Origin of the sequence: Paraburkholderia sp. A3BS-1L, from assembly GCF_051125215.1 — a bacterium.
GTDB lineage: Bacteria > Pseudomonadota > Gammaproteobacteria > Burkholderiales > Burkholderiaceae > Paraburkholderia.
Window position 1 is genome coordinate 272,293 of the sequence record NZ_CP120444.1, and the last position, 25,001, is coordinate 297,293.

21 protein-coding genes and 2 pseudogenes are annotated in these 25,001 nt (G+C 63.8%); 9 read left to right on the forward strand and 14 right to left on the reverse strand.

Going from position 1 to position 25,001, the window contains the following annotated elements; translation table 11 throughout:
* Positions 1–84: 84 nt before the first annotated feature.
* Together P5W99_RS26370 and P5W99_RS26375 are read right to left on the reverse strand one after the other, a co-directional pair.
* Entirely contained in the window at positions 85–444 is a 360-nt protein-coding gene (locus P5W99_RS26370) for a type II toxin-antitoxin system HicB family antitoxin (RefSeq protein ID WP_134759963.1), read from the reverse strand.
* Positions 441–695 carry a type II toxin-antitoxin system HicA family toxin gene (locus tag P5W99_RS26375; RefSeq protein WP_434665100.1) on the reverse strand — a complete coding sequence of 85 codons (255 nt, stop codon included), beginning with the start codon at positions 693–695 and terminating at the stop codon, positions 441–443. Before P5W99_RS26375 ends, P5W99_RS26370 begins: the two co-directional genes overlap by 4 nt.
* A gap of 436 nt (positions 696–1,131) precedes the next feature.
* Between P5W99_RS26375 and P5W99_RS26380 the strand changes: the two genes are divergently transcribed.
* The 3 genes and pseudogenes from P5W99_RS26380 (at position 1,132) to P5W99_RS26390 (ending at position 5,780) form a co-directional block, all read left to right on the forward strand.
* On the forward strand, positions 1,132–2,331 hold the full coding sequence (locus P5W99_RS26380; protein WP_421027741.1) for a tyrosine-type recombinase/integrase: 1,200 nt from the start codon (positions 1,132–1,134) through the stop codon (positions 2,329–2,331).
* A 365-nt stretch (positions 2,332–2,696) separates the two neighbouring features.
* On the forward strand, positions 2,697–3,995 hold the full coding sequence (locus tag P5W99_RS26385) for a collagen-like triple helix repeat-containing protein (protein ID WP_421027742.1): 1,299 nt from the start codon (positions 2,697–2,699) through the stop codon (positions 3,993–3,995).
* A gap of 160 nt (positions 3,996–4,155) precedes the next feature.
* Positions 4,156–5,780 (forward strand): annotated as a pseudogene (locus tag P5W99_RS26390) (ShlB/FhaC/HecB family hemolysin secretion/activation protein).
* 397 nt (positions 5,781–6,177) lie between these two features.
* On the opposite strand, the gene P5W99_RS26395 reads toward P5W99_RS26390, so the two are convergent.
* The 4 genes and pseudogenes from P5W99_RS26395 to P5W99_RS26410 all read right to left on the reverse strand — a co-directional run bounded on the left by P5W99_RS26395 (position 6,178) and on the right by P5W99_RS26410 (position 9,579).
* Complete coding sequence (locus tag P5W99_RS26395) at positions 6,178–6,384, reverse strand: transporter substrate-binding domain-containing protein (protein ID WP_421027743.1); 207 nt, start codon at positions 6,382–6,384, stop codon at positions 6,178–6,180.
* A gap of 141 nt (positions 6,385–6,525) precedes the next feature.
* Positions 6,526–6,807: a hypothetical protein gene (locus tag P5W99_RS26400; protein WP_421027744.1), complete on the reverse strand. Its 282-nt coding sequence runs from the start codon at positions 6,805–6,807 to the stop codon at positions 6,526–6,528.
* 213 nt (positions 6,808–7,020) lie between these two features.
* Positions 7,021–8,000, reverse strand: a pseudogene (locus P5W99_RS26405) (hypothetical protein).
* Positions 8,001–8,172: 172 nt separating this feature from the next.
* Positions 8,173–9,579: a PLP-dependent aminotransferase family protein gene (locus P5W99_RS26410; RefSeq protein WP_421027745.1), complete on the reverse strand. Its 1,407-nt coding sequence runs from the start codon at positions 9,577–9,579 to the stop codon at positions 8,173–8,175.
* 94 nt (positions 9,580–9,673) lie between these two features.
* Between P5W99_RS26410 and P5W99_RS26415 the strand changes: the two genes are divergently transcribed.
* The 4 genes from P5W99_RS26415 to P5W99_RS26430 all read left to right on the forward strand — a co-directional run bounded on the left by P5W99_RS26415 (position 9,674) and on the right by P5W99_RS26430 (position 14,820).
* Positions 9,674–10,090 carry a cupin domain-containing protein gene (locus tag P5W99_RS26415; protein WP_421027746.1) on the forward strand — a complete coding sequence of 139 codons (417 nt, stop codon included), beginning with the start codon at positions 9,674–9,676 and terminating at the stop codon, positions 10,088–10,090.
* 29 nt (positions 10,091–10,119) lie between these two features.
* Positions 10,120–10,575 (forward strand): carboxymuconolactone decarboxylase family protein, encoded by a 456-nt coding sequence (locus tag P5W99_RS26420; protein ID WP_434665103.1) that lies wholly within the window; start codon positions 10,120–10,122, stop codon positions 10,573–10,575.
* Between the two features lie 507 nt (positions 10,576–11,082).
* On the forward strand, positions 11,083–12,243 hold the full coding sequence (locus tag P5W99_RS26425; protein WP_421027748.1) for a porin: 1,161 nt from the start codon (positions 11,083–11,085) through the stop codon (positions 12,241–12,243).
* Positions 12,244–12,450: 207 nt separating this feature from the next.
* The gene (locus P5W99_RS26430; RefSeq protein ID WP_434665106.1) at positions 12,451–14,820 is read left to right on the forward strand and encodes a carbohydrate-binding family V/XII; all 2,370 of its coding nucleotides are present in this window, start codon (positions 12,451–12,453) and stop codon (positions 14,818–14,820) included.
* 136 nt (positions 14,821–14,956) lie between these two features.
* Here P5W99_RS26430 and P5W99_RS26435 read toward each other — a convergent pair whose 3' ends face one another.
* From P5W99_RS26435 to hpnI, 3 genes are all read right to left on the reverse strand, one after another.
* Positions 14,957–16,606: an acyl-CoA dehydrogenase family protein gene (locus tag P5W99_RS26435; protein ID WP_434665107.1), complete on the reverse strand. Its 1,650-nt coding sequence runs from the start codon at positions 16,604–16,606 to the stop codon at positions 14,957–14,959.
* 285 nt (positions 16,607–16,891) lie between these two features.
* On the reverse strand, positions 16,892–17,881 hold the full coding sequence (locus P5W99_RS26440; RefSeq protein WP_421027751.1) for a lysylphosphatidylglycerol synthase domain-containing protein: 990 nt from the start codon (positions 17,879–17,881) through the stop codon (positions 16,892–16,894).
* A gap of 21 nt (positions 17,882–17,902) precedes the next feature.
* Complete coding sequence (gene hpnI, locus P5W99_RS26445; RefSeq protein ID WP_421027752.1) at positions 17,903–19,129, reverse strand: bacteriohopanetetrol glucosamine biosynthesis glycosyltransferase HpnI; 1,227 nt, start codon at positions 19,127–19,129, stop codon at positions 17,903–17,905.
* Between the two features lie 272 nt (positions 19,130–19,401).
* Between hpnI and P5W99_RS26450 the strand changes: the two genes are divergently transcribed.
* Positions 19,402–19,935 carry a cytochrome b gene (locus P5W99_RS26450; protein ID WP_421027753.1) on the forward strand — a complete coding sequence of 178 codons (534 nt, stop codon included), beginning with the start codon at positions 19,402–19,404 and terminating at the stop codon, positions 19,933–19,935.
* 16 nt (positions 19,936–19,951) lie between these two features.
* On the opposite strand, the gene P5W99_RS26455 is transcribed toward P5W99_RS26450, so the two are convergent.
* The 3 genes from P5W99_RS26455 to P5W99_RS26465 are packed head-to-tail and all read right to left on the reverse strand — an operon-like array spanning position 19,952 to position 22,277.
* The gene (locus P5W99_RS26455; RefSeq protein WP_434665110.1) at positions 19,952–20,992 is read right to left on the reverse strand and encodes a hypothetical protein; all 1,041 of its coding nucleotides are present in this window, start codon (positions 20,990–20,992) and stop codon (positions 19,952–19,954) included.
* On the reverse strand, positions 20,898–21,389 hold the full coding sequence (locus P5W99_RS26460) for a Rieske 2Fe-2S domain-containing protein (RefSeq protein WP_421027755.1): 492 nt from the start codon (positions 21,387–21,389) through the stop codon (positions 20,898–20,900). The genes P5W99_RS26455 and P5W99_RS26460 overlap by 95 nt, the downstream gene beginning before the upstream one ends.
* A 9-nt stretch (positions 21,390–21,398) precedes the next feature.
* Entirely contained in the window at positions 21,399–22,277 is an 879-nt protein-coding gene (locus tag P5W99_RS26465; RefSeq protein WP_421027756.1) for an aromatic ring-hydroxylating dioxygenase subunit alpha, read from the reverse strand.
* 345 nt (positions 22,278–22,622) lie between these two features.
* Here P5W99_RS26465 and P5W99_RS26470 point away from each other — a divergent pair, with 345 nt between their 5' ends.
* Entirely contained in the window at positions 22,623–22,985 is a 363-nt protein-coding gene (locus P5W99_RS26470) for a COG4315 family predicted lipoprotein (RefSeq protein ID WP_421027757.1), read from the forward strand.
* 179 nt (positions 22,986–23,164) lie between these two features.
* Here P5W99_RS26470 and P5W99_RS26475 read toward each other — a convergent pair whose 3' ends face one another.
* Entirely contained in the window at positions 23,165–24,436 is a 1,272-nt protein-coding gene (locus P5W99_RS26475) for a Zn-dependent hydrolase (RefSeq protein ID WP_434665113.1), read from the reverse strand.
* A complete protein-coding gene (locus P5W99_RS26480; protein ID WP_434665115.1) occupies positions 24,429–24,998 on the reverse strand; it encodes an L-2-amino-thiazoline-4-carboxylic acid hydrolase in 570 nt (189 codons plus the stop codon). The genes P5W99_RS26475 and P5W99_RS26480 overlap by 8 nt, the downstream gene beginning before the upstream one ends.
* Positions 24,999–25,001: the final 3 nt, after the last annotated feature.

Here is a 25,001-nt window from a genome sequence, read left to right on the forward strand (position 1 = left end):
CGGCGTACGCCGACCTCCGCAGGGGCCGCGCCCAACTGCCTGGGCGCGCACGGCGCCAGCCGTTTCGTCAGGGCGAACCGGATTTCAGGCGTGCGCGGCGCGCTCCAGCACTTCGCGCGCGGCGCGGCCCAGCACTTCCTCTGACCACTGGTTGACGCTCTCGCCGGAGACAGCCGCCGCAATGCCCACGCGGGCATGCACGTCAGGATCAATGCGGAGCATGAGTTTGCCCGACGCGGGTTTTTGCGGCTTGCGGCCGGCCTGCTCGCAGTCCGTCAGGTAATGATCGACCGCCGCATGAAAATCGACGGTGAGCTCGTCAACGGTCGAGCCGTGAAAGCTGATCCGGTCGTCCACGCCGAGGACATGTCCGACGAAAATGTTGTCGCGCCCGTCGAAGTCGATGCGGGCGAAATAGCCCTTGTAGGTCATTGCATTGCTCATGGCTTGATCCCCATTTCGCTGAACCAGTCGCGCAAGTCTTCCACCTGATACCGCTTCGCCTCTTTGCCCGGGTGCGGGCGGTGATGGTAGCGGCGCTGGCCGTTCAGCGCGAAGGCGACGCGCGACCCCGCGCCTTCGTGGATTTCGCCGCCCAGGGCGACGACGAGCGCTTCAATGTCCGAAAACACGATGCCACCCGGGGTCGGTTTTGTATAGATCGCGGCGAGGGTGCGGGCGTGTTTCGTCTTCATGCCCAATGATAGCAAAAAGTGATATCCATGTGCTATCAAAAAATGATAGCACATACGGGGCGACGGTTCGTCGTTCCCGGTGGCGCGACCCTCTGGGAGCTTGGCGTGGCCTGGGGTGCGGCGCGGGCGTATGCCCACCTGTTCGGGGCCGCCCCAGACCGCAGGGGGTGCCACACTGGTGGCGCTGGCGATACCACGATCGCGGCATCGCCAGCCGGTCTGACGGGACCGCCCGGAGCCGCCGCATCAGATCGCGCGAGAACGCGTTCCGGAATGGCAGAAAGGCTCAGTTTGGCCAGGGTCGTTAAATTTACAACGTAATACGCTATATATTTTGCTACTTTAGCACTATACACGACATTAGTACTATAATGTCGTGTATAGTAGTATCAGCCAAATTAGCAGCCTGCGCATACCCAGCCGGAGCCTTCCAGCCGTGAAAAACACCGATCTCGCCACCATTCAGCCTGTCGAATCGCTCATTGTGCCGTCCGCGCTCGATGGCCGCGACGGCAGCAACCGTGGCGTTGCCGGAAACAGCCAGCTTTCGGCGGACAACGATCTGGATGCCTTGCGCGCGTGGCTCTCGAACTATGCGGATACCAAAACCACGTTCGACAACTATCGCAAGGAAGCCGAGCGTTTGCTGCTTTGGGCCGTCGTGCAGCTGGGCAAGCCGTTTTCCTCGCTCACGCACGAGGATCTGCTGCTATACAAGACGTTCCTCGCCGACCCGCAGCCGGCCAGCCGCTGGGTTTCTGCGAACGGCGGCAAATATGCGCGCAGCGACGAACGCTGGCGTCCGTTCAACGGCCCGCTTTCGCCGGCCAGCCAGCGTCAGGCGCTCATCATCCTCAACGCGATGTTCACCTGGCTCGTCAACGCGGGCTACCTGCGCGGCAATCCCATGGCGCTGCTGCGGCAGCGCGCGAAGCGTTCGGCGCCACGTGTGACGCGCTATCTGTCCACATCGCTGTGGGACGAAGTCAAGGTGTGGGTCGAGCAACTGCCGCTGGAGTCCGAAGCCGAACGCAAATATCACGCGCGCTGCCGCTGGCTCACTACGCTGTTCTATCTCCAGGGCATGCGCATTTCGGAAGTCGCGGGTGGGCGGATGGGCGACTTCTTCCGGCGCCTCGGCGCCGACGGCCAGGAGCAGTGGTGGCTGGAAACCGTGGGCAAAGGCGACAAGGCGCGCATCGTCCCCGCTTCGCCCGAATTGATTGCCGAGCTGCGTAGGTACCGGGTCGCGAATGGGCTGTCTGCGCTGCCCACGCGCGCCGAGGAACTGCCGCTCATTCTTCCGTTCAAGGGCACGGCTCGCTGCCTGTCGCGCTCGGCGGTTCACGACGCCATCAAGGGCATTTTCGGGGGCGCTGCCGGGTGGCTGCGCGACAAGGGCCCGGAATTCTCCGATCGCGCCGACGAACTCGACCGCGCCTCGGCGCACTGGCTCAGGCACACCGCCGGTTCGCACCAGGCGGACGGCGGCGTGGACCTGCGCACGATCCGCGACAATCTCGGCCATGTATCGCTCAACACCACCAGCCTTTATCTGCATGCCGAAGACGATGAACGCCATCGCGAGACTGTGGAGCGACATCGGATGAACTGGAACGAGCGTGACAAGAAGTGAGAACGGCGCAATAGCCGGCGCTATGAGCTTTTGACTGTTCAGTCGTAAAAGGCCGTTTAATTCCGGAATGCGATTCCAGCCGCTATTGGAACGGCTGAAAAATATCGTTCAATCAATTCCCCTCCAGCTTTTTAATGGCCGGACTTCTTTCCAGATCCTTTCTAATTTGGCACTCGATAGCGGTTATTTTTAAATATTGTCAAATCGCCGATTATTTATTGAGAGTTGTGCTTCGGTGAACTATAAAAACGCAACATGAGCGCTCGATAAAAATACGTTAATTGAATCGCGGCAATTGCCATGCGTGCCGCGCTAAACAACAGCGCACAGATCGGGGCCATACCTATCGGAGAGGAGGACACACCATGGACCAAAAGCGCATTGCACAAGCCGCCCGCTTGACGGCCATAGCCGCGACCACCGCCGCTCTGCTGTCGCTGAGCGCATGCGGCGGCTCGGGCTCGCTCAGCAGCGGAACCGGCAGCGGCGGCGCCTTGCAGACGACGGGTGGCGCGGGCGGAGGCACCAACGGCGGCGGGTCGGATGGAGGCACTTCAGCGGGCACCTCGTCAGGCAGCGGTGGCACGACCACCGGGGACAATGGCGGCGTGGGCGGCAACGGCAATAGCGCCAGCAACAATGGTGGAAACAACGGCGGCCAGGCCGTCGCTGCCAATGCCGTGGGCCAGCTCGTGCAGCCAGTGGGCAACGTCGTTAGCGACGCCGGCTCGACTGTCTCGGGCGTCGGCAGCACCATCGCTGCGCAAACGCTGCCCGGCACGAACCCGCAAACCACTCAGGCCGCAGGCGGTGTCGTTCAGAATGTGGGCGGCGCGATCTCCACACTCGGCGACGGCATATCCCAGGGGCTTGGCCAGATCGGTGCGAGCAGCAACCCGGCAGGCACCACGCTCGCTAGCACCGGCGGTGTCGTGAGCGATGCAGGCAAGGCCGTCACCAGCACAGGCCAGCTCGTTACGAGCGTCGGCAGCGGCCCGCTTGCGCCCCTCGCCGCCGTTACCACGCCCGTCGGCGGCACGGTCGGTACGGTTGGCACCACCGTCACCGGCACGGGCAACTCGCTCACGAACACATTCACGCAGGGCCCGGTGCAGCAATCCACGGCACAAATGAGCGCGACCATCACGCCCATCACCTCGACACTTGCTGCCACCACGCAAACGGTAGGGAATACAACAGGCGTTGGTGCACCAACTTCGGGTCTGCTGCAAACACTCGGCGGTGAGCTACAGAAAAGTGGCGCACTGGTGGCGCAAACCGGCGGCGCGAATCCGGTCACGGCGGGCGCAGGCAACCTCGTCGCCGACACGGGCAAGACCGTCGCCAGCGCCGGGAATCTGCTGTCCGGCGGCAGCACGAACGGCGCAGGTTCACCGCTCGCAGCGGTCACGGGCATCCTGAGCGGCGCGACAGGTGGAACGGGCGGAACCAATGGCGGCAGCGCGGCCGTCGGCGTTGGAGCAGGCGTGGGTGTCGGCGCCGGCGTCAGGACCGCGAGCACTTCCGGCACATCGAGCACAGGTGGCGCCGCGCCGGGCCTTTCACTCATTTCGTTGACGGACGACAGCTCCGGCAGCAATACGGCCGCCCCGCTCAATAGCCTCACGTCACTTACTGGCAGCCTGCTCGGCGCGAAAAAATAATCTTCCCCGCCGGCTTCATATTGTCGTTTGCATGCCGTAATAAAAAATACAGGCAATCAGGAGCCGCATAAAGACCGCCACAAAGGCGGCATAAAGAGACGGACACGCCGGAGGACCGAGGCAACCGGCGTGCGCCGCCCGACAAGTCGAGGGTAGTTCAATGAAAGGCGCACCATGGGCCGTGCTCGCCACGGCGGGGATCATCGCGAGCGCGGGCTTGACGAGAGTCGCGCTCGCACAGCAGAACCGGCCGGTATCGGCGGGTGGTTTGCAGGGCGGCAATCCCCTGGATGCCCTGCCCCAAATCAACGCGCCAAGGTCGAGGGCGTGAAATCGATTCCGTTCGACGAGGTCGCCCGCCGCTTCGCGCCGCTCGCGAATCACGACATCACGATCGGCCAGCTCATCGAAACCGCCAATGGCGTGACGAAGCTCTATCAGGACCGGGGCTATGCGCTCTCGTTCGCATTCGTGCCCGCGCAGGACTTCGCGGGCGGCGTGGTGCGCATCACGGTCGTGGAAGGCTACGTGAAAGACGTGAAGATCACAGGCAAGCCCGGCGCGCTCGAGGGCAGGATGCGCGCGATCGCTGCGCACATCGCCGAAGACCGGCCGCTGCGCACCGCCACGTTCCAGCGCCACATCAACGTGCTCGGCATGCTGCCGGGCCTCAAGGTGAAGGCGAACGTGCCACCGCCCACGACCACCGACGGCGCCACCACGCTCGAACTCGACGCCACGCAAAAGCCCTGGGACGTGAGCACCGGCATCGACTTCAATCACCCCGGCGTGCAGGGCCTCCTCACGCTCACCGAAAACGGCCTCACGCCGTTTGGCGAGCAGTTGAGCTTCTCCGCACTGTTGCCCAAAGGACGCGACAACGTCACGTACCTCGCCGCACACGCGGCCGTGCCGATCGCGAGCGATGGCCTCGCCGCGAAGCTCGACGCCTCGCACTATCGCGGCAACCCGGTCGACAACCCGGGCCTGCCGGCTTACGTGGAGCGCACCGTCATCAGCGACAAGCTCACGGGCTCGCTCTCGTATCCGCTGCTGCTGGGCAATACACGCAGCCTCATCGGCACCGCGAGCGCCTACGCAGCACACGACGAGGACCGCTACCGCAACACCCTCAACGGACTGCAATACGACCTGAGTTCACAGGTGCGCGTGCTGCAGCTGCAAGCCGATTACACCGAGGTGAAGCCGGGCCAGGTGCGCAAGGCGAGCCTCGTGGTGGCGAAGGCCTTCGACATTCTCGGCGCGTCGAAGTCGGCCCAAACGAATATTCCCGGTCTCTCGCTGCAAAATCCGGTGTCGCTGAATTTCGTGCGCACCGATGCCTCGTATTCGCAGAGCAACGACTGGCCGATGGGCTTTGGCACGTCCGTCGCCGCAACCGGGCAATACAGCCCGAACACGCTGCCGACTTCCGAGCAGATCTCGTTCGGCGCGCAGCGCTTCGCGGCGGGCTATCAGCCCGGCGAGGCATCGGGTGATTCGGGCTGGGCCTTCGTGCTCGAGCTCAATCATCCATTCAGGCTGGGCAAGGTATGGCTGCAGTCGATCACGCCGTATGTTTCGTTCGACATGGCGCGCGTGTACCTGCATGCGGGCACGCCCTCGCCTTCGCGGCTTTCATCGGCTTCGGCGGGGTTCCGGATCACGGACGGCAAGTACTACAGCCTCGATCTCTCGGTGGCGAAGGCGCTGGCCGATGCGCCCGTAGAAAGCGCGTCGCGCAGCCCGCGCGTGAATGCGACGTTCTCGTATCAGCTCAATTGAGCGGCGCAGATGATTAGCATATCAAATCACTTGGCACCGACGTGCTGCCGACAGTCGGAATGTCATGAGGTGGCGCGGTCTTGAGCACGACCATGAGCGTCACGAGTAGTATGACCGCAATGGTCAGCAGGATTGTCATCGCGAACCGCTTCATCGTTCCATCCCCTTCGAATCGAACTCGTGGCTCACGAGTCTCGTCAATTCGAGATCGTATCAAGGACGGTTCCGGAAGAGAGTCAAAGATAGTCAAGTGTGCTTCAGGGCGCGACGTGATCGGTTCGCGCGGCATAGATCATCTCGCCCAGAACCGATCGCCGAGATCACCGGCGTATCCTTGAGCAACGAAATCACATTGTTCAGGGTGAGCGCCGCCCCCTAGATTCGACTCTGTTTGCGCTTATCGCTGATCATGACGCCGGAGATGGACGAAATTCATGCCGTCATCGTCGGTCGACGCGAAGATGCTGGTGAACTGCGTATTTACAATACGCAGTTTCAAATGCTGCTGCCTGGCGATCACATCGATAATGTCGATGTCGAAGTCAACACTCTGCTTGTCCTTGTTTTCAAACGCGAACGGAGTGTCCGTGGCGCTCGATGCCACGACCAGTTCCCGGTCGTTTGGATGGACGGTGGCGGACCAGACGGCGCAAGCGGCCGCCGAGGCGGCCAGGGTAAGTATGAATTTTTTTACAGTGGCATTGCCCCGGGAGACTGGTAAAGTCGGAAAAGGATATTCGTTCGTTTATGCCTGCTGGGAGGTCGTCAGCTTTAAATTCGGCCGCAATTCCTGCGTGACGGACTCATGTTGTCCCTTGCGGTGATCCGAAACCTGTTCGATCCCCGTCTTCAAGACCTCTTCGCAGAACGCAATGCGCAAACGATAATATTCGGCCTGCAATTGCGCATCCAATACCCTCTGCTCGGCCTGAAACAGCGCCATGCGCAATTCGCCCAGCGCCCGTTCGGCCTGCTTCTCCGGCGTTGCGGCATGATGGGCGATCAAGTTTGAAAGCCAGTGCAACATGGATAAGCCCTCCTGTCTTCGATTCGACAATCGCGCGTTTCGGGGCGCGGATCAGCCCGAATTGGTCCTGCAGAAAAGGCTAACAGAGTCGAATGAAAGCAGTGAGTGCACTAACGAACATGTTGTATAAACGATGAAAGTTATTTAAAGGCGCATCGTTGAACCGGTAATTCGGGCCGCAACGAGCCAGACAGCCCGTGTCGGCCCACAGGGTCACCACCGATAGCCGATACCGCCCAAAATGATGTCGGTGTCGCGGTTATAGCTCGTCACCACGCGATTCCACTCCAGCCGCGCATCCCAGTGCTGGCTGAAACGATACGAGCCGGCAATCGTGACGATCCCAGAGAATGTCCCCGCGCCCGGCCCCGGCGAGCGGCTGTTCTCGTGCTCATCGATCGCATAGTACGCACCTGCGCCCACACCCAGCGTCACGGCGTCGTTGAGGAACGCACGCGTGAGCCAAAGCTGGCTGGCAATGCCGTCGCGGCGGGCGACCGCGCTGCTGCCTTCGTGGATGTAGCCGACCGTCCAGTCCACATACTTTGCGAGGCCCCGCCGATATTCGATGGCACCGCCAAATGCGCCCGGCGAGCTGGTCGAGTTGACGATGGTTTTGCCGAGGTACACGGCAACTTCGTTATGGGTCGTTTTCTTTGTCGAGCCGACCGCCCAGTCGCGCGGCCCCGGCGTATCGGGCGCGTCGAGCTGATAACCGACACCGAGCATCACGCCGGTGGAGTCCGGGCCGCGCTGCACGTGCACACGGTTCAACTGCAATTGCGTGACCCATCGGTTGGATGCGTACCAGGACCCGCGCAGGCTGTACACCACGCCCCAGCCGTGCACGTCCGAATAGCTGCCGCCCTGGTCGGCGGTAGTCGTATCGAAGTAGCGATACGGCCCAATGCCGGCCTGCACCACGAACTGCGGGCTGCCGACCGGCATCCGCGCCCAGAGCTGAACCAGTTGGCCATCGCGATGGTGATTCGGATGTGTCCTTCGTTGAGCCACGTGAAGCTTGCCGCGAAGTACTTGCCGAGCCCCTCTTGATAGTTGAAGGCCCACGTATAGGTATTGATGTCGCTGGCACGCGAACCGCCGCCAAACAGTGAGAATTCCTGCGCTTGCGCCTGGGTCGGAAGGGCCAGCCAGGCAAACGCGAGCGCTATCGACGCAGCAGGACACGCCATGCGTGCGCGTTGGTGCATGCGCGGCCGGTTCCCATCGATCGACTCGAAGGGTTTCATCAACGTGGACTCCATGAATTCCTTGCAATAAAAAATGCATCGCCCTGCGGACGGCTTACAAAAATATGCGCGCAGAGTAGCACGGCACACCGGCCAATGGCGTCTACGCTGCCACTCACGCGTGCCGTCGGATCACGTCCAGCAGCCGATCGCAGTTTCGGGCGAGGTTGCGCTCCGGCGATGTCGCAATACCCAGCAGCAGGCCGGATCGCGCACTCGCCGGCGACATATACCAGGGCGACAACGGTGCGGGACCCAATCCGAAAGCCAGCGATTCTCTGAAGATGGACACATCAGGCGCGCCGTCGGGCAGACGCACGAGCACCGCGAGGCCCGCAGCCCGGGTCTCGAAGCCGCGTTCTTCGAGGCATGCGAGCAAGCTATCGCGCTGCGTGCAATAGAGCCGCTTCAGGCGGCGCAGATGGCGCAAGTAGTGGCCCTCGCGCATGTACTGCGCCGTTGCGAGCTGCACCGAGGGCCACGGTGCCGGCGCGAGACAGGCCGCCACCTCCGCGAACCGCGACGCGAGCAGCATGGGCGCGACGACGAATCCCAGCCGCAAGGCCGGGCTGAGCGTCTTGCTGAAGGAGCCGATATGGATGACGTGCTGGCTGCGATCGAGCGACGCGAGCGCGGGCGCCGCGCGCGCATTCAGTTGCAGTTCACTTAGATAGTCATCCTCAACGATCCATGCGCCCTGCTTCGCTGCCCAATCGAGCAGTTGCAGCCGTCTTGCCAGAGACAGCGTGGGCCCGAGCGGCGCCTGCTGCCCAGGTGTCACGACGGCAAGCGCCGCGTCGGATGCATGCCTCATGCCGTAATCGACGTCGATGCCTTCCATGTCCACCGGCACCGGGGCAAGCTCGAGCCTCGCGAGTTCCAGGCCATGCCGCGTGAACGGAAAACCGGGGTCTTCGAACCAGGCTTTATGTCCATCGAGGGCGAGCCCGCGCAGCGCCAGCCCGAGACCACCGCTGAACCCGCTCGTGACGATGATCTGCGCGGGCGAACAGGTCATGCCGCGCGCAATGGCCAGATACGCGGCGATTTCCCGCCGCAATTCCGGCTCGCCACGCGGGTCGGGATAGCCAACCGAGGCGCTCGACTCCGCGCGCAGCGCGAACGAGCGTACCTTGGTGAAGAGCCGCGCGGGAAGCGTTTCCTGGGCAGGCACGCCCATCTGGAAGATAGCCGGGCCGGAGGTGAGTTCCCGATACATTTCCATGAACGAGCCCGGATCGCTGCGCTCGTGCACGACTGGCGCGGCGGGCGGCCGGTCCGCCACGCGCGTTCCAGCGGCCCGGGAAGCGACGATCAGTTGAGCGTCGGAGAGCCGCTCGTAGGCGAGGCGCACCGTGCCCCGCGCCACGCCCAGCTGCGCGGCAAGATCGAGCCACGAAGGCAGACGGGCGCCGGGCGCGAGCACGCCGCCCTCGATGGCAGCACTGATTGCGGTGCGGATCTGCTCGGCCAAAGGCGTCTTCGCAGACCGGTCGAGTTCGATTTTGAGCGGCTGGGACATGCGCTCATGGTACATAAAGAATGTTCATTTCTGGTGCTTTCTTGTGGCCCAGCATCCCGCCACAATAGCTCTGGTCACAAGGAGAAAACCTGTCATGAAGATTCGAATCGCACTCGGCGCGGCCTGCGCGGCGCTTGCCCTCAGCGTCGCCGCGCCCGCCATCGCGCATGACGGCGGTGCAGCCGTCACGCCCAATTTCGAGCACGCCCTTCCCAACCTGCCCGGCAAGTCGTTGACGGCCGTGGTGGTCGACTATGCCCCTGGCGGCGCCTCGCCGCCGCACGAGCATGCCAGGTCGGCATTTATTTATGCGTATGTCGTTTCGGGCGCGATCGAGTCGCAAGTGGACGACGGCCCCAAGCGCGTCTATCACGCCGGCGAAAACTTCTTCGAAACACCGGGCGCCATTCACCGCGTCAGCCGCAATGCGAGCACGACCGCCCCAGCGAAGCTGCTTGCAGTGTTCGTCGTCGATACCGGAGACAAGGTTCTGACCACGCCGGTCAAGTAAGCCAGCCCAGCAAACACAGGAGAACACTCATGAGCAAACGTCTCGATTACAACCAGATCGCGCCCGCAGGCGCCAAGGCGCTTGGCGGCGTCTATGGCTACCTCATGCAAAGCGGGCTCTCGCCCGTTCTCGTCGATCTGGTGTACTTGCGCATCTCGCAGATCAACAACTGCGCCTATTGCCTCGACATGCACACACGCGACCTGCTGAAAAAAGGTGTGAAAGTGGAAAAGCTGGCGCTGGTGCAGACCTGGAGGGAAGCCGGCCATCTATTCGATCCGCGCGAGCGCGCGGCGCTTGCCTGGGCCGAGTCGGTCACGCTCGTCGCCCAGACCGGCGTTCCGGACGCGGCATACGAGGAAGTTCGCGCGGTATTCGAGGAGCGCGAGCTCGTGGACCTCACGATCGCCATCGGCCTGATGAACACCTACAACCGCATGGCGATCAGCTTCCGCAACACGCCTCAAGCCATACAGGAGCAGTGAGCGTCCGCAACGCCTGTGCAAGACATGCGCAGCCGCCACGGCCGTCCCGGCAGCGCACATCAACGCGAGTCAACCGGGCGGCCGTTTGTTGCTAGATATATAAATATTTTCCGGAATCTTTGACAGGAATTCGTATTTCATTCATCGAATTAGCCGGAATCAGGTGCCGCAAAAAATCAGAATCATGCAAACACATTACAGGTAGTGATTTAAGTCAAAACCCTCAAGCATCGATTCTCAATCTTGAGGTAAAGGCGTTGAGAGCGCACTCCCGGCAGACGCGCTCGTTTTGAAAAAATGTCTTTTAGAATTAGATGTCTGTGCGCTGCTACGTCAGCCCCTCCGGATGTGCCTATCACCAATATTCATCTCTTTAAATTAGCGCAGAGAAAAAATCATCGACGCTCCGTGGCTGTCATTTCAAGGGATATGTATAGTCCGTTCCCGCACAAACGCGCTATGTGCTTATTTCCCATTCGTCAGTCGTAGTTCAGATAAGAGCGATCCATGAAAAAGACCTATATTCTTGCCGCCACAGTCGCCGCAGCCGCTGGCAGCGCCCATGCTCAAAGCAACGTCACGCTATACGGCCTCATCGATGCAGGTTTGACTTACGTGAGCAACGAGGCGAGCACTTCCTCGCCGATGTCGCCGAACGGCCTGACCGGTGGCAAAGCCGTGTTCGGCATGACTGGCGGTAACATCCAGCAAAGCCGCTGGGGCCTGCGTGGCGTCGAGGATCTCGGCGGCGGCCTGAAGACGGTCTTCAACCTCGAAAGCGGCTTCAACGTGACGAACGGCAGCACCGTGAACAGCTCGCTGTTCAACCGCCAGGCCTATGTCGGCCTTTCGAGCCAATACGGCACGGTGACACTGGGCCGCCAGTACGATTCCATGGTCGATTACGTCGCGCCGATGTCGGCAACCGGTACGTGGGGCGGCACCTACTTCGCTCACCCGGGCGACGACGACAACCTCAATGGCTCGTTCAGCCTCAGCAATACGATCAAGTATCAGAGTGCGAACTACGCTGGCTTCTCGGCGAGCGCCCTGTATGGCTTCTCCAACAGTGCGGGCTTTGCCGACAACCGCGCCTATAGCGCGGGCATGGGTTACGCCAATGGCGGCTTGCGTCTGGGCGCGGCCTACCTGCAGCTTCAGGGCCTCGACTCCAGTAACGCTAACGGCGCGGTGCAGAATCTGCCGGCGTTCACGACGGCCAATCTGCCCGGCGTCCAGAATCAGCGCACCTGGGGTCTCGGCGCGAGCTATGCGTTCGGCCCGATGATCGTCGGCACCGTGTTCACGCAGACCCGCTTGCAGGACAAGCTCGCGGATGCGTCGGTGCGCTACAACAATTATGAAGTCAACGCTCGCTACAACCTGACGCCGGCCTTCTACGTGGGCGCGGCCTATACCTATACGCAAGGTCTGCGCAACACGCCGGGAAGCGGCGCCTCGGACAATCGCTCGGCGCATTGGAACCAGTTCGGTCTTCAGGCTGACTACTCGCTGTCCAAGCGCACGGACCTCTACGCGCAGAGCGTCTTCCAGATCGGCGCCAACAATGCGGAAGGCACGAATGCGGCGCAAATCAACGGTACCGGCGCGCCTTCCACGAGCCGCAGCCAGGTTGTGGTGACCACGGGGATCCGCCATCGCTTCTAAGCGTTGACCCGCCGTTACCTCCCGCCCGACGTGGAGGCGGCAACCCGGCCGCCGCCACGTCTCACAACCCAACGACAATCGGCAGTTGCGCTTGCCCCTGCCGCTATTGCGATGCCAGCTCAGGAGCACCCGTTGATGTCACCACGAGCGAGTCGAGTAGTTGAGCCACACCGTGTAAAACCCGCATGCGCCACAGTTGTGGCCGCGATGCTGTCGATCACTGCGCTGATGTGGAATGCGCCTGCCGCCCGTGCGGCCGACGCGCCGGCAACCCAGGCGCAATCCGCCGATCAGCGCGGCTGGCCGCGCATGCTGGAGAACGGCACCGAACGCGTCGAGATGTTCCAGCCGCAAATCGAGCAATGGACCGGCAACCGCATCGCAGGCCGCGCGGCGATTGCCGTTGGCGCGTCGAACGGCACCCCCACCTACGGCATCGCCCACTTCTCGGCGCAGGCCGATATCGACAAGGCCGCCGGTCTTGTGCAGTTGACGCAAATCCAGATCGCCTCGGTCGAGGTGCCGACGGACACGAGCCTGGCCGGGCGCGTCAAGGGTGCCCTGGTCGCCCACATTCCCTCCAGCGGCATGACCGTTTCGCTCGACCAGCTGCAAACGAGCTACGCCGCGTCGCAAGGGCTCGATCGCTCCATGCGCATTGCGGTCAAGAACGACGTGCCGCAGATCGTCTTCAAGGACACGCCTACGGTGCTGGTCCTCGTCGATGGCGCACCGGCCTGGCGCCCGATCGCCGGCACCGGCTTCTCGCGCGCGATCAACAGCCGCGCGTTGCTGATGCGCGATGCAAACGGCGCGGTCTACGTGCATGCCGCGGGTTACTGGTACACGGCGCAGGGCCTGAGCGGGCCATGGCAGCAAGTGGCTGGTCCGCAGCAGGCGCTGCTTGCGGCGGCGCAAACGAGCGAAAAACACACGGCCGCCGACGCCATGCTGCCGTCGGACGGCAAGCCGGTCGTGCCGGCGCCGGCCTTGATGCTCGCCACGCAGCCCACCGAGCTGGTCGTGACCCAGGGCGCCGCGCAGATCTCGCCGGTCGCGGGAACCAACCTGCTGACGATCACCAATACCGATCACGCCGTCTTCGTCTATCCGTCCACGAATACGTATTACCTGCTGATTTCGGGCCGCTGGTTCCGCGCGGCCTCCACGAGCGGTCCATGGCGCTGGGTGGCCGGCAGCGACCTGCCACCCGACTTCGCGAAGATATCGACGCACGACCCGAAGGCCAACGTGCTGGTCTCCGTGCCCAACACCCCGGAAGCGAAAGAGGCCGAAATAGCCGCGACGATTCCGCAGACAGCAACGGTATCGCGTTCGCAGGCCAGGCTGACAGTGAATTACGACGGCGCGCCCCGCTTCCAGCCGGTATCGGGCACCTCGCTTAACTACGCCGTCAACACGGCCACGCCCGTGATCGAAGTCGATGCGTCGAACTTCTACGCCGTGTCCAATGGCGTGTGGTTCGTTTCGGGCTCGGCGCTCGGGCCCTGGACGGTTGCGACTTCGGTGCCGGGCGTCATCTACACGATACCGGTCAGCAGTCCGATTCATTATGTGACGTACGTGCAGATCTATTCGTACACGCCCGATACGGTCGTGGTGGGCTACACACCTGGTTACATGGGGGTGGTGATCAGCCCGGACGGCACTGTGGTTTACGGCACCGGCTATGTCTATCCGGCGTATGTGGGCGACGTCTACTACGGCTATCCCGCCACCTATGGCTACGGCGCCGGCTTCGCGCTGGGCGCAGCGGAAGGATTCGCATTCGGCTTCGCCGCCGGCGCGATCTGGGGCTGCGCATCGCCTTACTGGGGGCCGTATTGGGGCGGCTACTGGGGCGGCGGGGGCTGGGGCAGCGTCAATATCAACCAGACGAACTTCTACGGCCGCTGGGGGCAAGGCACCGTGACCCATGCGTCGGGATGGAACGGCTGGACCGGCACGCAGTGGCGCGGCGCAGCAGGCGCGGGCTACAACCCGGTAACCGGCGCCCACTATCGGGGTGCCGCGGGCGGCGCGTTCAATCCGTACTCGGGCAATTACGCGGCGGGGCACCAGGGCGCTTACGGCAACCCGGTGACCGGGCGCCAGGCAGCGGGCCGGGGCGGCGTCGTCGGCAATCAGTACAACGGCAACTACGCGGGCGGGCGCGAGGTCGGGGGCTACAACCCGAACACCGGGCGTTCGGGCGCCGCGGAGTTCGGCGTGGCGGGCAATATCCAAACCGGCCAGCATGAGGCAGGAAGCCGGGGTTACGTGACGAACCACAACAACGGCAACTCAGTCGCCTGGAACAACGGTGACGTTTATGCGGGCCACGACGGCAACGTTTACCGGCACACCGCCGACAACGGCTGGCAACAGCACACGTCAAACGGCTGGCAATCGGCACAACCGGGCGGCGACCTGGGCAACGACCTCAATCGCCAGCAAGGCGCGCGCTCGCTCGGCGAGCAGCGCTTCGGCGGCGGTTTCGGCTCGCGCGGGGGATGGAGTGGAGGCGGCATGGGCGGCCGATTCGGCGGCGGCTTTCACGGCGGCTTCCGGCGCTGAACGGGTCAGTTCGTAGACGCGAACCGGCGGGCCGGCGCGCCAATGGCAGCGGCCCGCCCTGGCGCCATCACCGCGACGCGCAGGGTGCCGATGCGCTCGGCGAAAACGCATCGGCCAACTGGTGCAACCCGAGCGGTCACGCGAGCGGAAGCGCGCGCTCCAGAATCGCGTCCACCTCCACGCCGGCGGGCAGCGTGCCGAACACGCGGCCCCACTGGTCGTCGAAGCGGCTGGCGATGAACGCGTCCGCCACCGGAGCGGGCGCGAATTCGCGCAGCAAACGCGCCTGCACCAGCAGAATCAGACGTTGCGCCTCGCGCCGTGCGAGGAATTCGAGCGTATCGCCGTCTTGCCGGAACGCGCGCGCAATGGCTTCGAGGCTCGGGCGCAAACGCGCGTCGCCGCTGCACACCGAGGCCAGATCGCCCATCAGCGCTTCGAGCGCGTCCGGCTCGCGGCCGATCGCACGCAGCATGTCGAGCGCCATCACGTTGCCGGATCCCTCCCAGATCGAGATGACCGGCGCCTCGCGATACAGGCGCCCCATCGGACCTTCGTCCATATAGCCATTGCCGCCGAACACTTCCATCGCTTCACCGGTCAGCTCGATGCTGCGCTTGGCAATCCAGTACTTGGACGCCGGCGTCACGATCCGCTTGTAGGCGCGCTGAAGCGGCGAGTCTTCCGCGCGCGCGAACGCTTCGGTGAGGCGCATCATCAATTGCGTCGCGGCCTCGCTTTCCAGCGCCAGGTCGGCCAGCACGTTGCGCATCAGCGGCTGGTCGACGAGGTATTTGCCGAATGCCTGGCGACCGCGTGCATGGTGAATCGACTGCACGAGCGCCTGGCGGATCGTGCCGGTGCTGCCCATGACGCAATTCAGGCGCGTATAGGACGCCATTTCGATGATGGTCGGGATGCCGCGCCCTTCCTCGCCAACCATGCGCCCCCAGGCCCCCAGGAATTCGACCTCGCTGCTGGAGTTCGAGCGGTTGCCGACCTTTTCCTTCAAGCGCTGGATATGAATGGCGTTCTTGCTGCCGTCAGGACGCCAGCGCGGCACGAAGAAGCACGAAAGGCCGTTCTCCGTGCGCGCGAGCACGAGGTGCGCATCGCACATGGGCGCGGAGAAGAACCACTTGTGGCCCGTAATCTCGTACTCCGCGCCGCGCCCCTGGCCGCGCAGCGGCGTGGCGCGCGTGCTATTGGCGCGCAAGTCGGAGCCGCCCTGCTTCTCCGTCATGCCCATGCCGACCAGCATCGACGATTTTTGCTCGAACGGAATATCGCGGGCGTCGTAGCTGCGCGAATAGAGCTTCGGCGCAAGCTGAACGAATAGTTCGGGCTCCTTCTGAAGCACCGGAATGCATGCGAAAGTCATCGAGTTCGGGCATTGCGATCCCGCCTCGATCTGGCCATGCATCGAAAATCCCGCCGCATACGCCGCCCATGCGCCCGGCCGCAAATCGCTGAATGGCCGCGAGACCAGGTCATACTCGCGCGCCATTTTCATGAAGCCGTGCCAGGCGGGGTGGAATTCCACACGGTCGATGCGATTACCCTGGCGATCGAAGGTATGGAGTTCGGGTTTGAAGTGGTTGGCGTCATCAGCCATTTGCACCATTTCTTCGCTGCCGAGCAGCGCGCCATGGCGTGTCAATTCCTCTTCATAGGCTGCGCCGCCGCCGCGCTGGACCGCCTCCTGCAGCGCGATATCGGTGCTGTAGAGGTTGTAATTTTTCAGTTCCGGCACGACATTCGTGACTTCGTGGGTTGTCCAGTTCATATCGCAATGTCCCTTTCCTGTTCCATTATCTTGCGCCGATACCCACTGGCACGCGAATTGCCCTGCCAGCGGCCGACGCGGGATACACATAACAGTGTAGGGAGGAATGCTCGCGGGAGTGTCCGGTTTGAAAAACGTCAGGCCGCCCACGCCTGGCGCAATCGCAACGGCGGCAGGCTACGGCGCGGTGTCGATTCGCCAGATCGTGGCGCTGGCGGGCGTGGGCGTGGGATAGCGCACATACGCGCGAGATCGGATGCGTATTCCCGCCCCAGGGTTTGCTGATTACTGCACGCCCTCTGCCCGGCGCGATGGCAGCGCATACTCCGCGGCCTGCCAGGCGAGCAAACCAGGCACATAAAACAGCAGATCGCGCACGCGCCGCGCGCCGGCGAGCGCGAGACACGTGGGCGCGTCGAAACCAAGCAGCCCGCCAATCAGCACGAAGCCGCCCTCCTGCACCCCCAGGCCGCCCGGCACCAGAAACGCAGCACTACTGACAAGCTGAATCAGCGCCTCGATCACGAACGCCTGAGCAAAGCTCGCCTGCGCGCCGAGCACGTGCAGCGCGCCCCAGATCTCAAGTGCGTAGCCCGCGCACTGCAGCGTCTGCCAGATGAGCAGATAGCCGACGACCACACCCGTCTGCCGCCAGATCAGCTTGACCGACTGGTCGACGCGCACCGACTTGCCCACCAGATCGACCACCTTGCCGCTCGTGACCCGGTTGATGACGTGAGCGGCCCGCTCGAATGGCCGCGCATGCTGAACGAGTGCGAACAGCACCAGCACCGGCGCGATTACGGCGATGCCCCACGCCAGCCGCCCTGCCACGCGCGCGGCATCGGAATTCGAATGTTCGAGCAGATAGCCGGCGGCGATCAGCCCAAAGACGAGCTGGCTGATCAAGGTGAGCTGCATGTCGACGACGAGGCTCGCCGCCGCCGTCGCGGGACGCACGCCGGCGCGCCCGAGCAGGCGGAACGAGACGATTTCCCCGCCGATGCGCGCGACTGGCAATAGATTGTTGATGGACTCGCGAATCCACACGAACCGAAGCATGGTCGCGAACGACGGTCGCTGCGCCCTGCGAATCAGGGTGCGCCAGTCCCAGGCGTTCGCGGCCATCGGCACGATATGCAGCAAGGCGGCCAGCACGAGGCCCATGCCTGCGCCTTGCAGGAGTTGCAGCACGGCTGCGGGATGGTCGCGCCATACGAGCCACGCGGCAACCGCGAGACCGCACAGCGCAGCAATACGCCCAAGGTGTTTCATCCGCTGATATCGTTGATCTACTCATTTGTCTTGAACGGGTGACAGCATCCCGTTCGCGTCGACGCGAAAACGCGTCCCGCGCCACACCACGCCCGACGAGCAAAAGCTCGCCGCATAAATCGCGAACTGGGCCGCATCCCAAAGCGGCAGGCACAACAGCCCGCTGCACTTTTTCCCGGTGGCGCGATCGGTCCTCCAGACCAGCAGCGCGCGGGCGCACAACGCAACACCGGCCAGCGCCCAGGCGGGGATCGCGCCGCCCGACATCGCCACCGCAAGCAGCGCGAGCGGCAACGGATGCATGAGCACCGCGCCCAGATGCCCCGAGCGGTCCGCCGCTCGGATGGTGCGGCTCCAGCGCAATTCGTGCGCGAACACCCTGGAAAACGTATTCTCCGCGCAAGCGTGCTCCACCACAATGGGCGGAATGGCGACGGTGGCGCCCGCGCGCCGCACGGCCTCGCCCACCGCATGGTCCTCCGCAAGGTGATGCGCGAACTGGGCCAGTCCGCCAATGCGCGCGAGCATCTCGCGAGTCATGGCGATGGACTGGCCGAAACACGGCCGGGCGCGCCCGAGCGCGAGCCCCGTGACCACGCCAGGCAGAAAATGATAATTGGTCAGCGCGGCGGCAAGGCGCGGCCAGAATCCCGTCGCATGGCGGCCGCGATAAACCGTCGTCACGAGCCCCACGCCCGGTTGCTGCAGCGTCCCGACGATATGGCGCAAATAATTCCGCTCGACGCAGACATCGCTGTCGGCGAAACACAGCACCTCGTGCTCGGCCTTTTCGAGCATGTTCACGAGATTCGCGATCTTTCGGTTGGGCCCGTACAGGCGCGCATCGGCCACCACGGTGATATGCGCGCCGGGATAGCGAACCCGCAGCCTTTCGACGGCCAGGAGCGCTGCATCGTGCGCATCATGAACGCCAAAAAGATACTGCACCGGCCCCGGATAATCCTGCTCGAAGAAACTGGCGAGATGCGCTTCGAGTTGCCATTCGTCGCCGTGCAGCGGCTTGACGATGGTGACGGCGGGAAAGCGCTGCGGCGCAGCCACGTCGCGCGCAAAAAAGCGGCCTATCAGCCAGCTTGCCACCACCGTATAGACAATGCCGAAGATGGCGCCAAGGCCGCACAGGATCGCAAGGCATTGCGCAACCATGTGAGTAATGGTCAGCAGCGCGACATGCCCCGGCAGAAGCGCAACCGAAGCGATATCGACAGAAGCGGCGGCCGCTACCATGACGCCTCCCAGGCGCGCCGTCGCCCGGCAGAAAGGCAAAGCTGCAAAAGCCAAGGTTGCAAAAACCAGGGTTGCAAAAACATTACATGCCCCTTCGAGTGCCCATCTGGTTCGTCCGCGGTTCGTTCGCCATTCGCCGGTTAACCGAGCGTAGCAGTGTTTTCTGACGAAAAGATTAACTTCTTACTAACGGTTCGTCCCCTCTTAATCTTTAGTTAACGGTCGGCGGCTACAATCCGTGCTCGAATTCACTCTCTTGCGTCGAGGTCTCCATGCATACCCCATTACGATACGATGCGCCCGCGCGTCTTCTTCACTGGCTCGTCGTGGCGCTCGTGGGCGCACAGTTCGTGCTGGGCTGGACGATGCCCGACGTTCACCGCGATACCCAGCCGGTCGGTCTGATTGCGGCGCACCTGATCGTCGGCACCACGCTGGTCGCCGCCATGGCGCTGCGTATCCTCTGGCGCGCCACGCATCGCCCGCCCCCGCCCGCAAGCGAACTCTCGCAGCCGCTGCGCACCATTTCCACGCTCACGCATATTGCACTTTACGCGTTGCTGGTGGCCGTGCCGGTGCTCGGCTGGATCAATGCGTCGTCGCGGGCCTGGCCGCTGACGCTGTTCGGCGTGGCGCCGCTGCCCGCGCTCTCGCCTGCGGGGTCGTCCTTCGGGCATGCCATGGGCGACGTTCACAGCGTTCTCGCGTGGGCCTTGTTCGCGCTGATCTGCCTGCATGTCGCGGCCGCGCTGCTGCATCGCTTCGTGATTCGCGATCGCGTGGTGCAACGCATGGCGTTGTGGTGAGCGGCGGGCCCAGGCTTCATGCGGCGGCGGCCAATTGCTGAGTCAATTGTCCGGCTGCCGCCGCGATTTCCCCGCGCAGCCATCGATGCGCGCCCGACGTATGGCGGCGCGCGTGCCAGACCGCCGATACGATGAACGGCGCCATTTCCACGGGCGGCTGGAGCACCTGCAGCGGCAGATTGCCGACGATGCGCCGCGCAGTCAGTTCGGCAAGCCGGCTCGCAAACGCCATGTGCTCGCGGCTACGCACGAAATCGTGCAGCCGGTACGGCACACCCGCATGCTGCAATGCGCCCGCCATAGCGAGAATCGGCGTGATGCCGATGCCGCCCGCTATCAGCACGGCAGGCGTTCCCCCCACGAGGCGGAAATACGCCTTGGGCGGCGAAACGAGAATCTGCGCGCCCACCTCCAGCACATCGTGCAGCGAGCGCGATCCGCCGCGAGAGACGGGTTCGCGCTTCACGCCGATCACGAAGCGGTCGCGCTCGCCCGGTGCGTTGACGAGCGAGTATTGGCGCACGCAGCCCGCGGGCGTCTGTACGTCGATGTGCGCGCCGGGCTCCATCGGCAACGAGGCGATATCGGGCACGCTCAACTCGAACGCGACGATGTCCTGCGCGGTTACCTCGCGCCTCAGCACCGTTGCGCTCAGCCGGCGCTTTACAGCACCCCGCGCGCCCGCACGCACCGTGATCGGAATAACACGTTGCTCGCGCAACGATGCCGTCGCGTGCGTGTTGCGCTCCACCGTGCGGCGCAGCGCATTCAGCAAACGGTTGTGAAAGCGCGGTAGATCGATCTGCGCCGTTGCGGTGAAAGCCGCGTTGCCGTGCACGATCGTTCGCGCATCGCTGGCCAGTTGCAGCCAGAACTGGACCGAATGCGCACCATCGGCGTTCTGCCACGCAATGCCGACGCGCTCGCCGCTCCGGCGCACGGAAACGCTCGCGTGCACGGCTTCACCATCCGCAAGCGCGTAGGCGGCGAGCGCGTCCGCCACGGCCTGGAGCGGCGCATTGAACGGCAGGCTGCGCAGCGCCACGCGCGGCGACATGATCGAGGCTATCGGTCACGACGTCTTTCGCTGCTGGATCGAAGTTGACCCATAGCCCGTTGTCTTTCTCCGCAACGGCGAACGTGCGCGCGCACAGGCTCGCCGGAGGCTGCCCCTGCAAGGATGCGGGAATATGCGTGCAGCGCCCGTCGCCCGCGCGGTATTGCCAGCCGTGGTATTGGCAGCGCAAGGTCGCGCCGGTGTTCGTGCCCAGCGTGAAGCGCACGCTGCGATGGGGACAGCGGTTTTCCCAGGCGTTGAGCGTGCCGTTGTCGGCACGCCAGAGCGCAAGCTCCACGCCGTGCAACTGGGTGTGAAAGACGTGCCGCAACGGCACGTCGGCGGCGCGGCCCACCATGTGCCAGCCGCGCGGGAGCAAGGTTATCGTTTGATCCATGATCGAAGTTCAATGCCCAGCGGATGAAGAGATGCCCAAAGCGCCGGTCGCGCTGAACGTGCCGTAAGCAACACCGCGCTCGCGCAGCCAGCGCCGGTAGGCGACCGACATGGCATCGGCGCGCGTGGGCATTTCGAACGCGAGATCGAGCGGCAGCGTGCGCGGCACGTGATTGGACAGGATCATCAGGTCCTGCCCGAAGATGGTTTGCTGAAAGAGCCTCAGGCCGCTGTCCGAGGTGGAGTCGTCGAGATAGACCAGCACCGTATGGGCGATGCAGCGGCTCTCGTCGACCGGCTGCACGAACAGGCAAATGACGTCGCGCCGCGCAGGCTGCTGCGGGCTGGTCTTGTACAGCATCGCCGTGAACGGACGCGCGACGCGGTACACATAGTGAGCGTCGATGCCCGTTTGCGCGGAAGCCGCGCTCATCGGCTGATAAAAGCGGCAGTCGCGCGCGAATAGTTCGCCGCTTTCGTGTTCGACGCGGTAAGGCGCGACCTCGGTATGCGGCTCTTCGCCCAGCAGTCCCGTGTGCACATAGGGAAAATGCGCCATGTCGAGAAAATTCTCGATCACGCGCAGCCCGGACGCATGTACGGCGAACGAGCCTGCGCCCAGAATGCGCCGGCCGGGTTCGTCGAATTCGGGGAGCGCAAACGTGTCCGCTGGCGGTTCGCCCAGCGAGAGCCACACGGTATGCAGCCGCTGGCGTACCTGGCAAGGGCTGCCCGTGTCCGTGCGCGTTGCGCGCACGGCGCCCATGTCGTCGAGCGCGTAGTTGACCGGCGTGCCGAGCAGGCGCGTCGGGTACGTGACGCCGGGTTCGACATCCTCTATTACCGCTACCGGATACCACTCGTCCAGAACGGACGATTCAATGGCCATCTGTTGTTCTCCCATCGAGGTCGCGCGATGCATGCGCCGTGGGAGAACGGTAGTGGCTTCAAAAAGCCGCAGCCAACGCTATTCCTTCATGCGAGGTATGAATGATTTCGATGGGTTCGGAAAAGGCCGCCCAGTGGCGAGCGGGTCATCGTCGAGCGGGTGATCGTCTTTTGCCAGCCGCGAAAAAGATTCGCCCGATGCATGGAATAGTTCGCGCCGGCAACCGTTTATCACTTGCCGCAGTCAGGGAGGAACCTTCTCTTGCAGCAGTGCCCCGCTTGCGGCTTTCATACTGCGTGGTCGCGCGGTGATGCCGCGCGCCGCGCCTATAAAAGGAGTAAAAACATGAACAAAACTCTGTTGTGCATCCTGGCTTGTACTTTGCCGGTTGTGTCGACATACGCCGAGACGCCAAAAATTTCGAACGGGATGGTGGTCGACGACAACGGGATGACGCTCTACGCATTCGACAAGGATACGGTGCCGGGCAAGAGCGCCTGCGTGGGTGCCTGCGCCTCGCTGTGGCCGGCAGCCGTTGCGGATTCATACGACAAACCGGGCGGCGACTGGGGGTTCATCGACTCCGGCTCGGGCAAGCATCAGTGGACCTACAAGGGACGCCCGCTGTATCGCTTTGCAAACGACAAGCAACCTGGTCAAATGAACGGTGACGGGGTCAAGGGTATTTGGCATATCGTGAAGCCTTAAACCCCTTGCTAACCTTATCCTGCCGGGGGGCTTCCCCCCGGCAGGATGGTCCATGCAGGTGGCGAGAACGTTGAATATGCAGCGCTCCGCAAAACACCGCAAAGATGGCACGCACTGATGACATCAATCGCGTAAGCGCGCACGCGACAGCCTGCTACCCCGCCCGCGCGAGCAACCACTCAACCGCCCGCCAACGCACTCTCCATCACCACCTGCAGCAGCACGTTCGCGCCGGCCTCGGCCCATTCAGGCGTGATCGCCTCGCCTTCGTTGTGACTGAGTCCGTCGATGCACGGCACGAAGATCATGCCCGTGGGCGCGACGCGCGCGAGATAGCACGCATCGTGGCCCGCGCCCGAGACGATATCGGCATGCGGCAAACCCAGCGTCACCGCCGCACGCCGAACGGCGTCGATGCACGCGGGTGCGAACGGTACCGGCGCGTAGTCGAAGATCTGCGTGATCGTGTGGCCAAGCTGTGCTTCCTGCGCCACGCGCGCAAGCTCGGCGCGCAATTGCGCATCGAGCTCGGCTAGCACGCCCGAGTCCGGATGACGAAACTCCACCGTGAAAAAGCAGCGCCCCGGCACCGTGTTGCGCGAGTTGGGCTTCGCCTCGATCATGCCGACCGTGGCGCGCCCATACGGCGCATACTTGCGCCCCAGCGACTCGACGAACGTGATCATGCGCGCCGCCCCGGCCAGCGCGTCGCGGCGCAGGTCCATCGGCGTAGTGCCCGCGTGCGCGTCCACGCCCACGAGTTCGATCTCGTACCAGCGCTGCCCCTGGCCGGCCGTCACGACGCCAATGGTCGTGCCGCTGCGCTCGAGAATCGCGCCCTGCTCGATATGCAGTTCATACGCGGCGTGCACCGGCGTGCCGCCCACCGGCTCATCGCCCGCATAACCGATCTGCTCGAGCGCCTCGCCTATCGTCGTACCCGATGCGTCGGTGCGCGAGAGCCCGTATTCGAGCGCATACACGCCCGCATAGACGCCCGACGCGATCATCGCCGGCGCAAAGCGCGAGCCTTCCTCGTTGGTCCAGATCACCGCTTCGATGGGGTACTCGGTCTGCACGCCGGCGTCGTTGAGCGCACGGATCACTTCGAGCCCGCCCAGCACGCCATAGATGCCGTCGTAGCGGCCGCCGGTCGGCTGGGTGTCGGCATGCGAGCCGGTCAGCACGGGCGCGGCATCGGGATTGCGGCCCGCGCGGCGCGCGAACACGTTGCCCATCTTGTCGACGCGAATCGTGCAGCCCGCCTCGCGCGCCCACTGCACGAACAGGTCGCGCCCTTCGCGGTCGAGCCCGGTGAGCGCAAGGCGGCACACGCCGCCCTTCTGCGTCGCGCCAATTTGCGCCATGCGTTCGAGCGAATCCCACAGCCGCGCGCCATTCACACGCAACGCGCCCAGCTCCGATGCCCTATGTTGCGAGCGTTCAGTCATCGGAACGCTCCTCGGCCGAACTGGCGGATTGAGCGGCTTCGGCCGGCTTCGCATCGTGCATGCGGTAGCGGAAATCGCAGCGCTTGCCGCCCTGCATGATGGTGCTCGTGCGCGTGAGTTCGACGCGCGGATCGTAGCCCGAGATGAATTCGGCATCGCGCGCGCAGCTCAGCAGGTGGCCGATCTCGCCGAGGCCCATCGCGTGATACATCTCCGCGTAGGCGCAGCGATGCACGTTGTAATCGTAGGCTTCGTCGTCGGCGCGCAGGGTTTCCACTTCGAGCGCATCGTCCTTTTCCCAGAGCACCTGCAGCGTGACGAACGACGCGATGCTCGTGCCGTTCGGTTCGCGCGCCGCGAACTGGCGGCCCGCATCGATCGCCGCGCCGCGCACGGCTTCGGCAATCACGGCCTGGGCGCGCTCGATACCGAAATCGCGCTTGAGGATCTCGTAGATCGGCTTGATGATTTCCGCTTCGATGCGCCGGCGCGCAAGAATGCCGAGTGTCTCGCCGTTCACGCCAGTCTCGTCCGCGACGCTTTCGCGTTGTTGCTGTGTCATCTT

Bases quoted from the DNA above. Each gene is read 5' to 3' on its own strand.
- P5W99_RS26370 (WP_134759963.1), bottom strand. From the start codon at position 444: ATGAGCAATGCAATGACCTACAAGGGCTATTTCGCCCGCATCGACTTC.
- P5W99_RS26375 (WP_434665100.1), bottom strand. From the start codon at position 695: ATGAAGACGAAACACGCCCGCACCCTCGCCGCGATCTATACAAAACCG.
- P5W99_RS26385 (WP_421027742.1), top strand. From the start codon at position 2,697: ATGGACCAAAAGCGCATTGCACAAGCCGCCCGCTTGACGGCCATAGCC.
- P5W99_RS26400 (WP_421027744.1), bottom strand. From the start codon at position 6,807: ATGTTGCACTGGCTTTCAAACTTGATCGCCCATCATGCCGCAACGCCG.
- P5W99_RS26410 (WP_421027745.1), bottom strand. From the start codon at position 9,579: ATGTCCCAGCCGCTCAAAATCGAACTCGACCGGTCTGCGAAGACGCCT.
- P5W99_RS26415 (WP_421027746.1), top strand. From the start codon at position 9,674: ATGAAGATTCGAATCGCACTCGGCGCGGCCTGCGCGGCGCTTGCCCTC.
- P5W99_RS26420 (WP_434665103.1), top strand. From the start codon at position 10,120: ATGAGCAAACGTCTCGATTACAACCAGATCGCGCCCGCAGGCGCCAAG.
- P5W99_RS26425 (WP_421027748.1), top strand. From the start codon at position 11,083: ATGAAAAAGACCTATATTCTTGCCGCCACAGTCGCCGCAGCCGCTGGC.
- P5W99_RS26430 (WP_434665106.1), top strand. From the start codon at position 12,451: ATGCTGTCGATCACTGCGCTGATGTGGAATGCGCCTGCCGCCCGTGCG.
- P5W99_RS26435 (WP_434665107.1), bottom strand. From the start codon at position 16,606: ATGAACTGGACAACCCACGAAGTCACGAATGTCGTGCCGGAACTGAAA.
- P5W99_RS26440 (WP_421027751.1), bottom strand. From the start codon at position 17,881: ATGAAACACCTTGGGCGTATTGCTGCGCTGTGCGGTCTCGCGGTTGCC.
- hpnI (WP_421027752.1), bottom strand. From the start codon at position 19,129: ATGGTAGCGGCCGCCGCTTCTGTCGATATCGCTTCGGTTGCGCTTCTG.
- P5W99_RS26450 (WP_421027753.1), top strand. From the start codon at position 19,402: ATGCATACCCCATTACGATACGATGCGCCCGCGCGTCTTCTTCACTGG.
- P5W99_RS26455 (WP_434665110.1), bottom strand. From the start codon at position 20,992: ATGTCGCCGCGCGTGGCGCTGCGCAGCCTGCCGTTCAATGCGCCGCTC.
- P5W99_RS26460 (WP_421027755.1), bottom strand. From the start codon at position 21,389: ATGGATCAAACGATAACCTTGCTCCCGCGCGGCTGGCACATGGTGGGC.
- P5W99_RS26465 (WP_421027756.1), bottom strand. From the start codon at position 22,277: ATGGCCATTGAATCGTCCGTTCTGGACGAGTGGTATCCGGTAGCGGTA.
- P5W99_RS26470 (WP_421027757.1), top strand. From the start codon at position 22,623: ATGAACAAAACTCTGTTGTGCATCCTGGCTTGTACTTTGCCGGTTGTG.
- P5W99_RS26475 (WP_434665113.1), bottom strand. From the start codon at position 24,436: ATGACTGAACGCTCGCAACATAGGGCATCGGAGCTGGGCGCGTTGCGT.
- P5W99_RS26480 (WP_434665115.1), bottom strand. From the start codon at position 24,998: ATGACACAGCAACAACGCGAAAGCGTCGCGGACGAGACTGGCGTGAAC.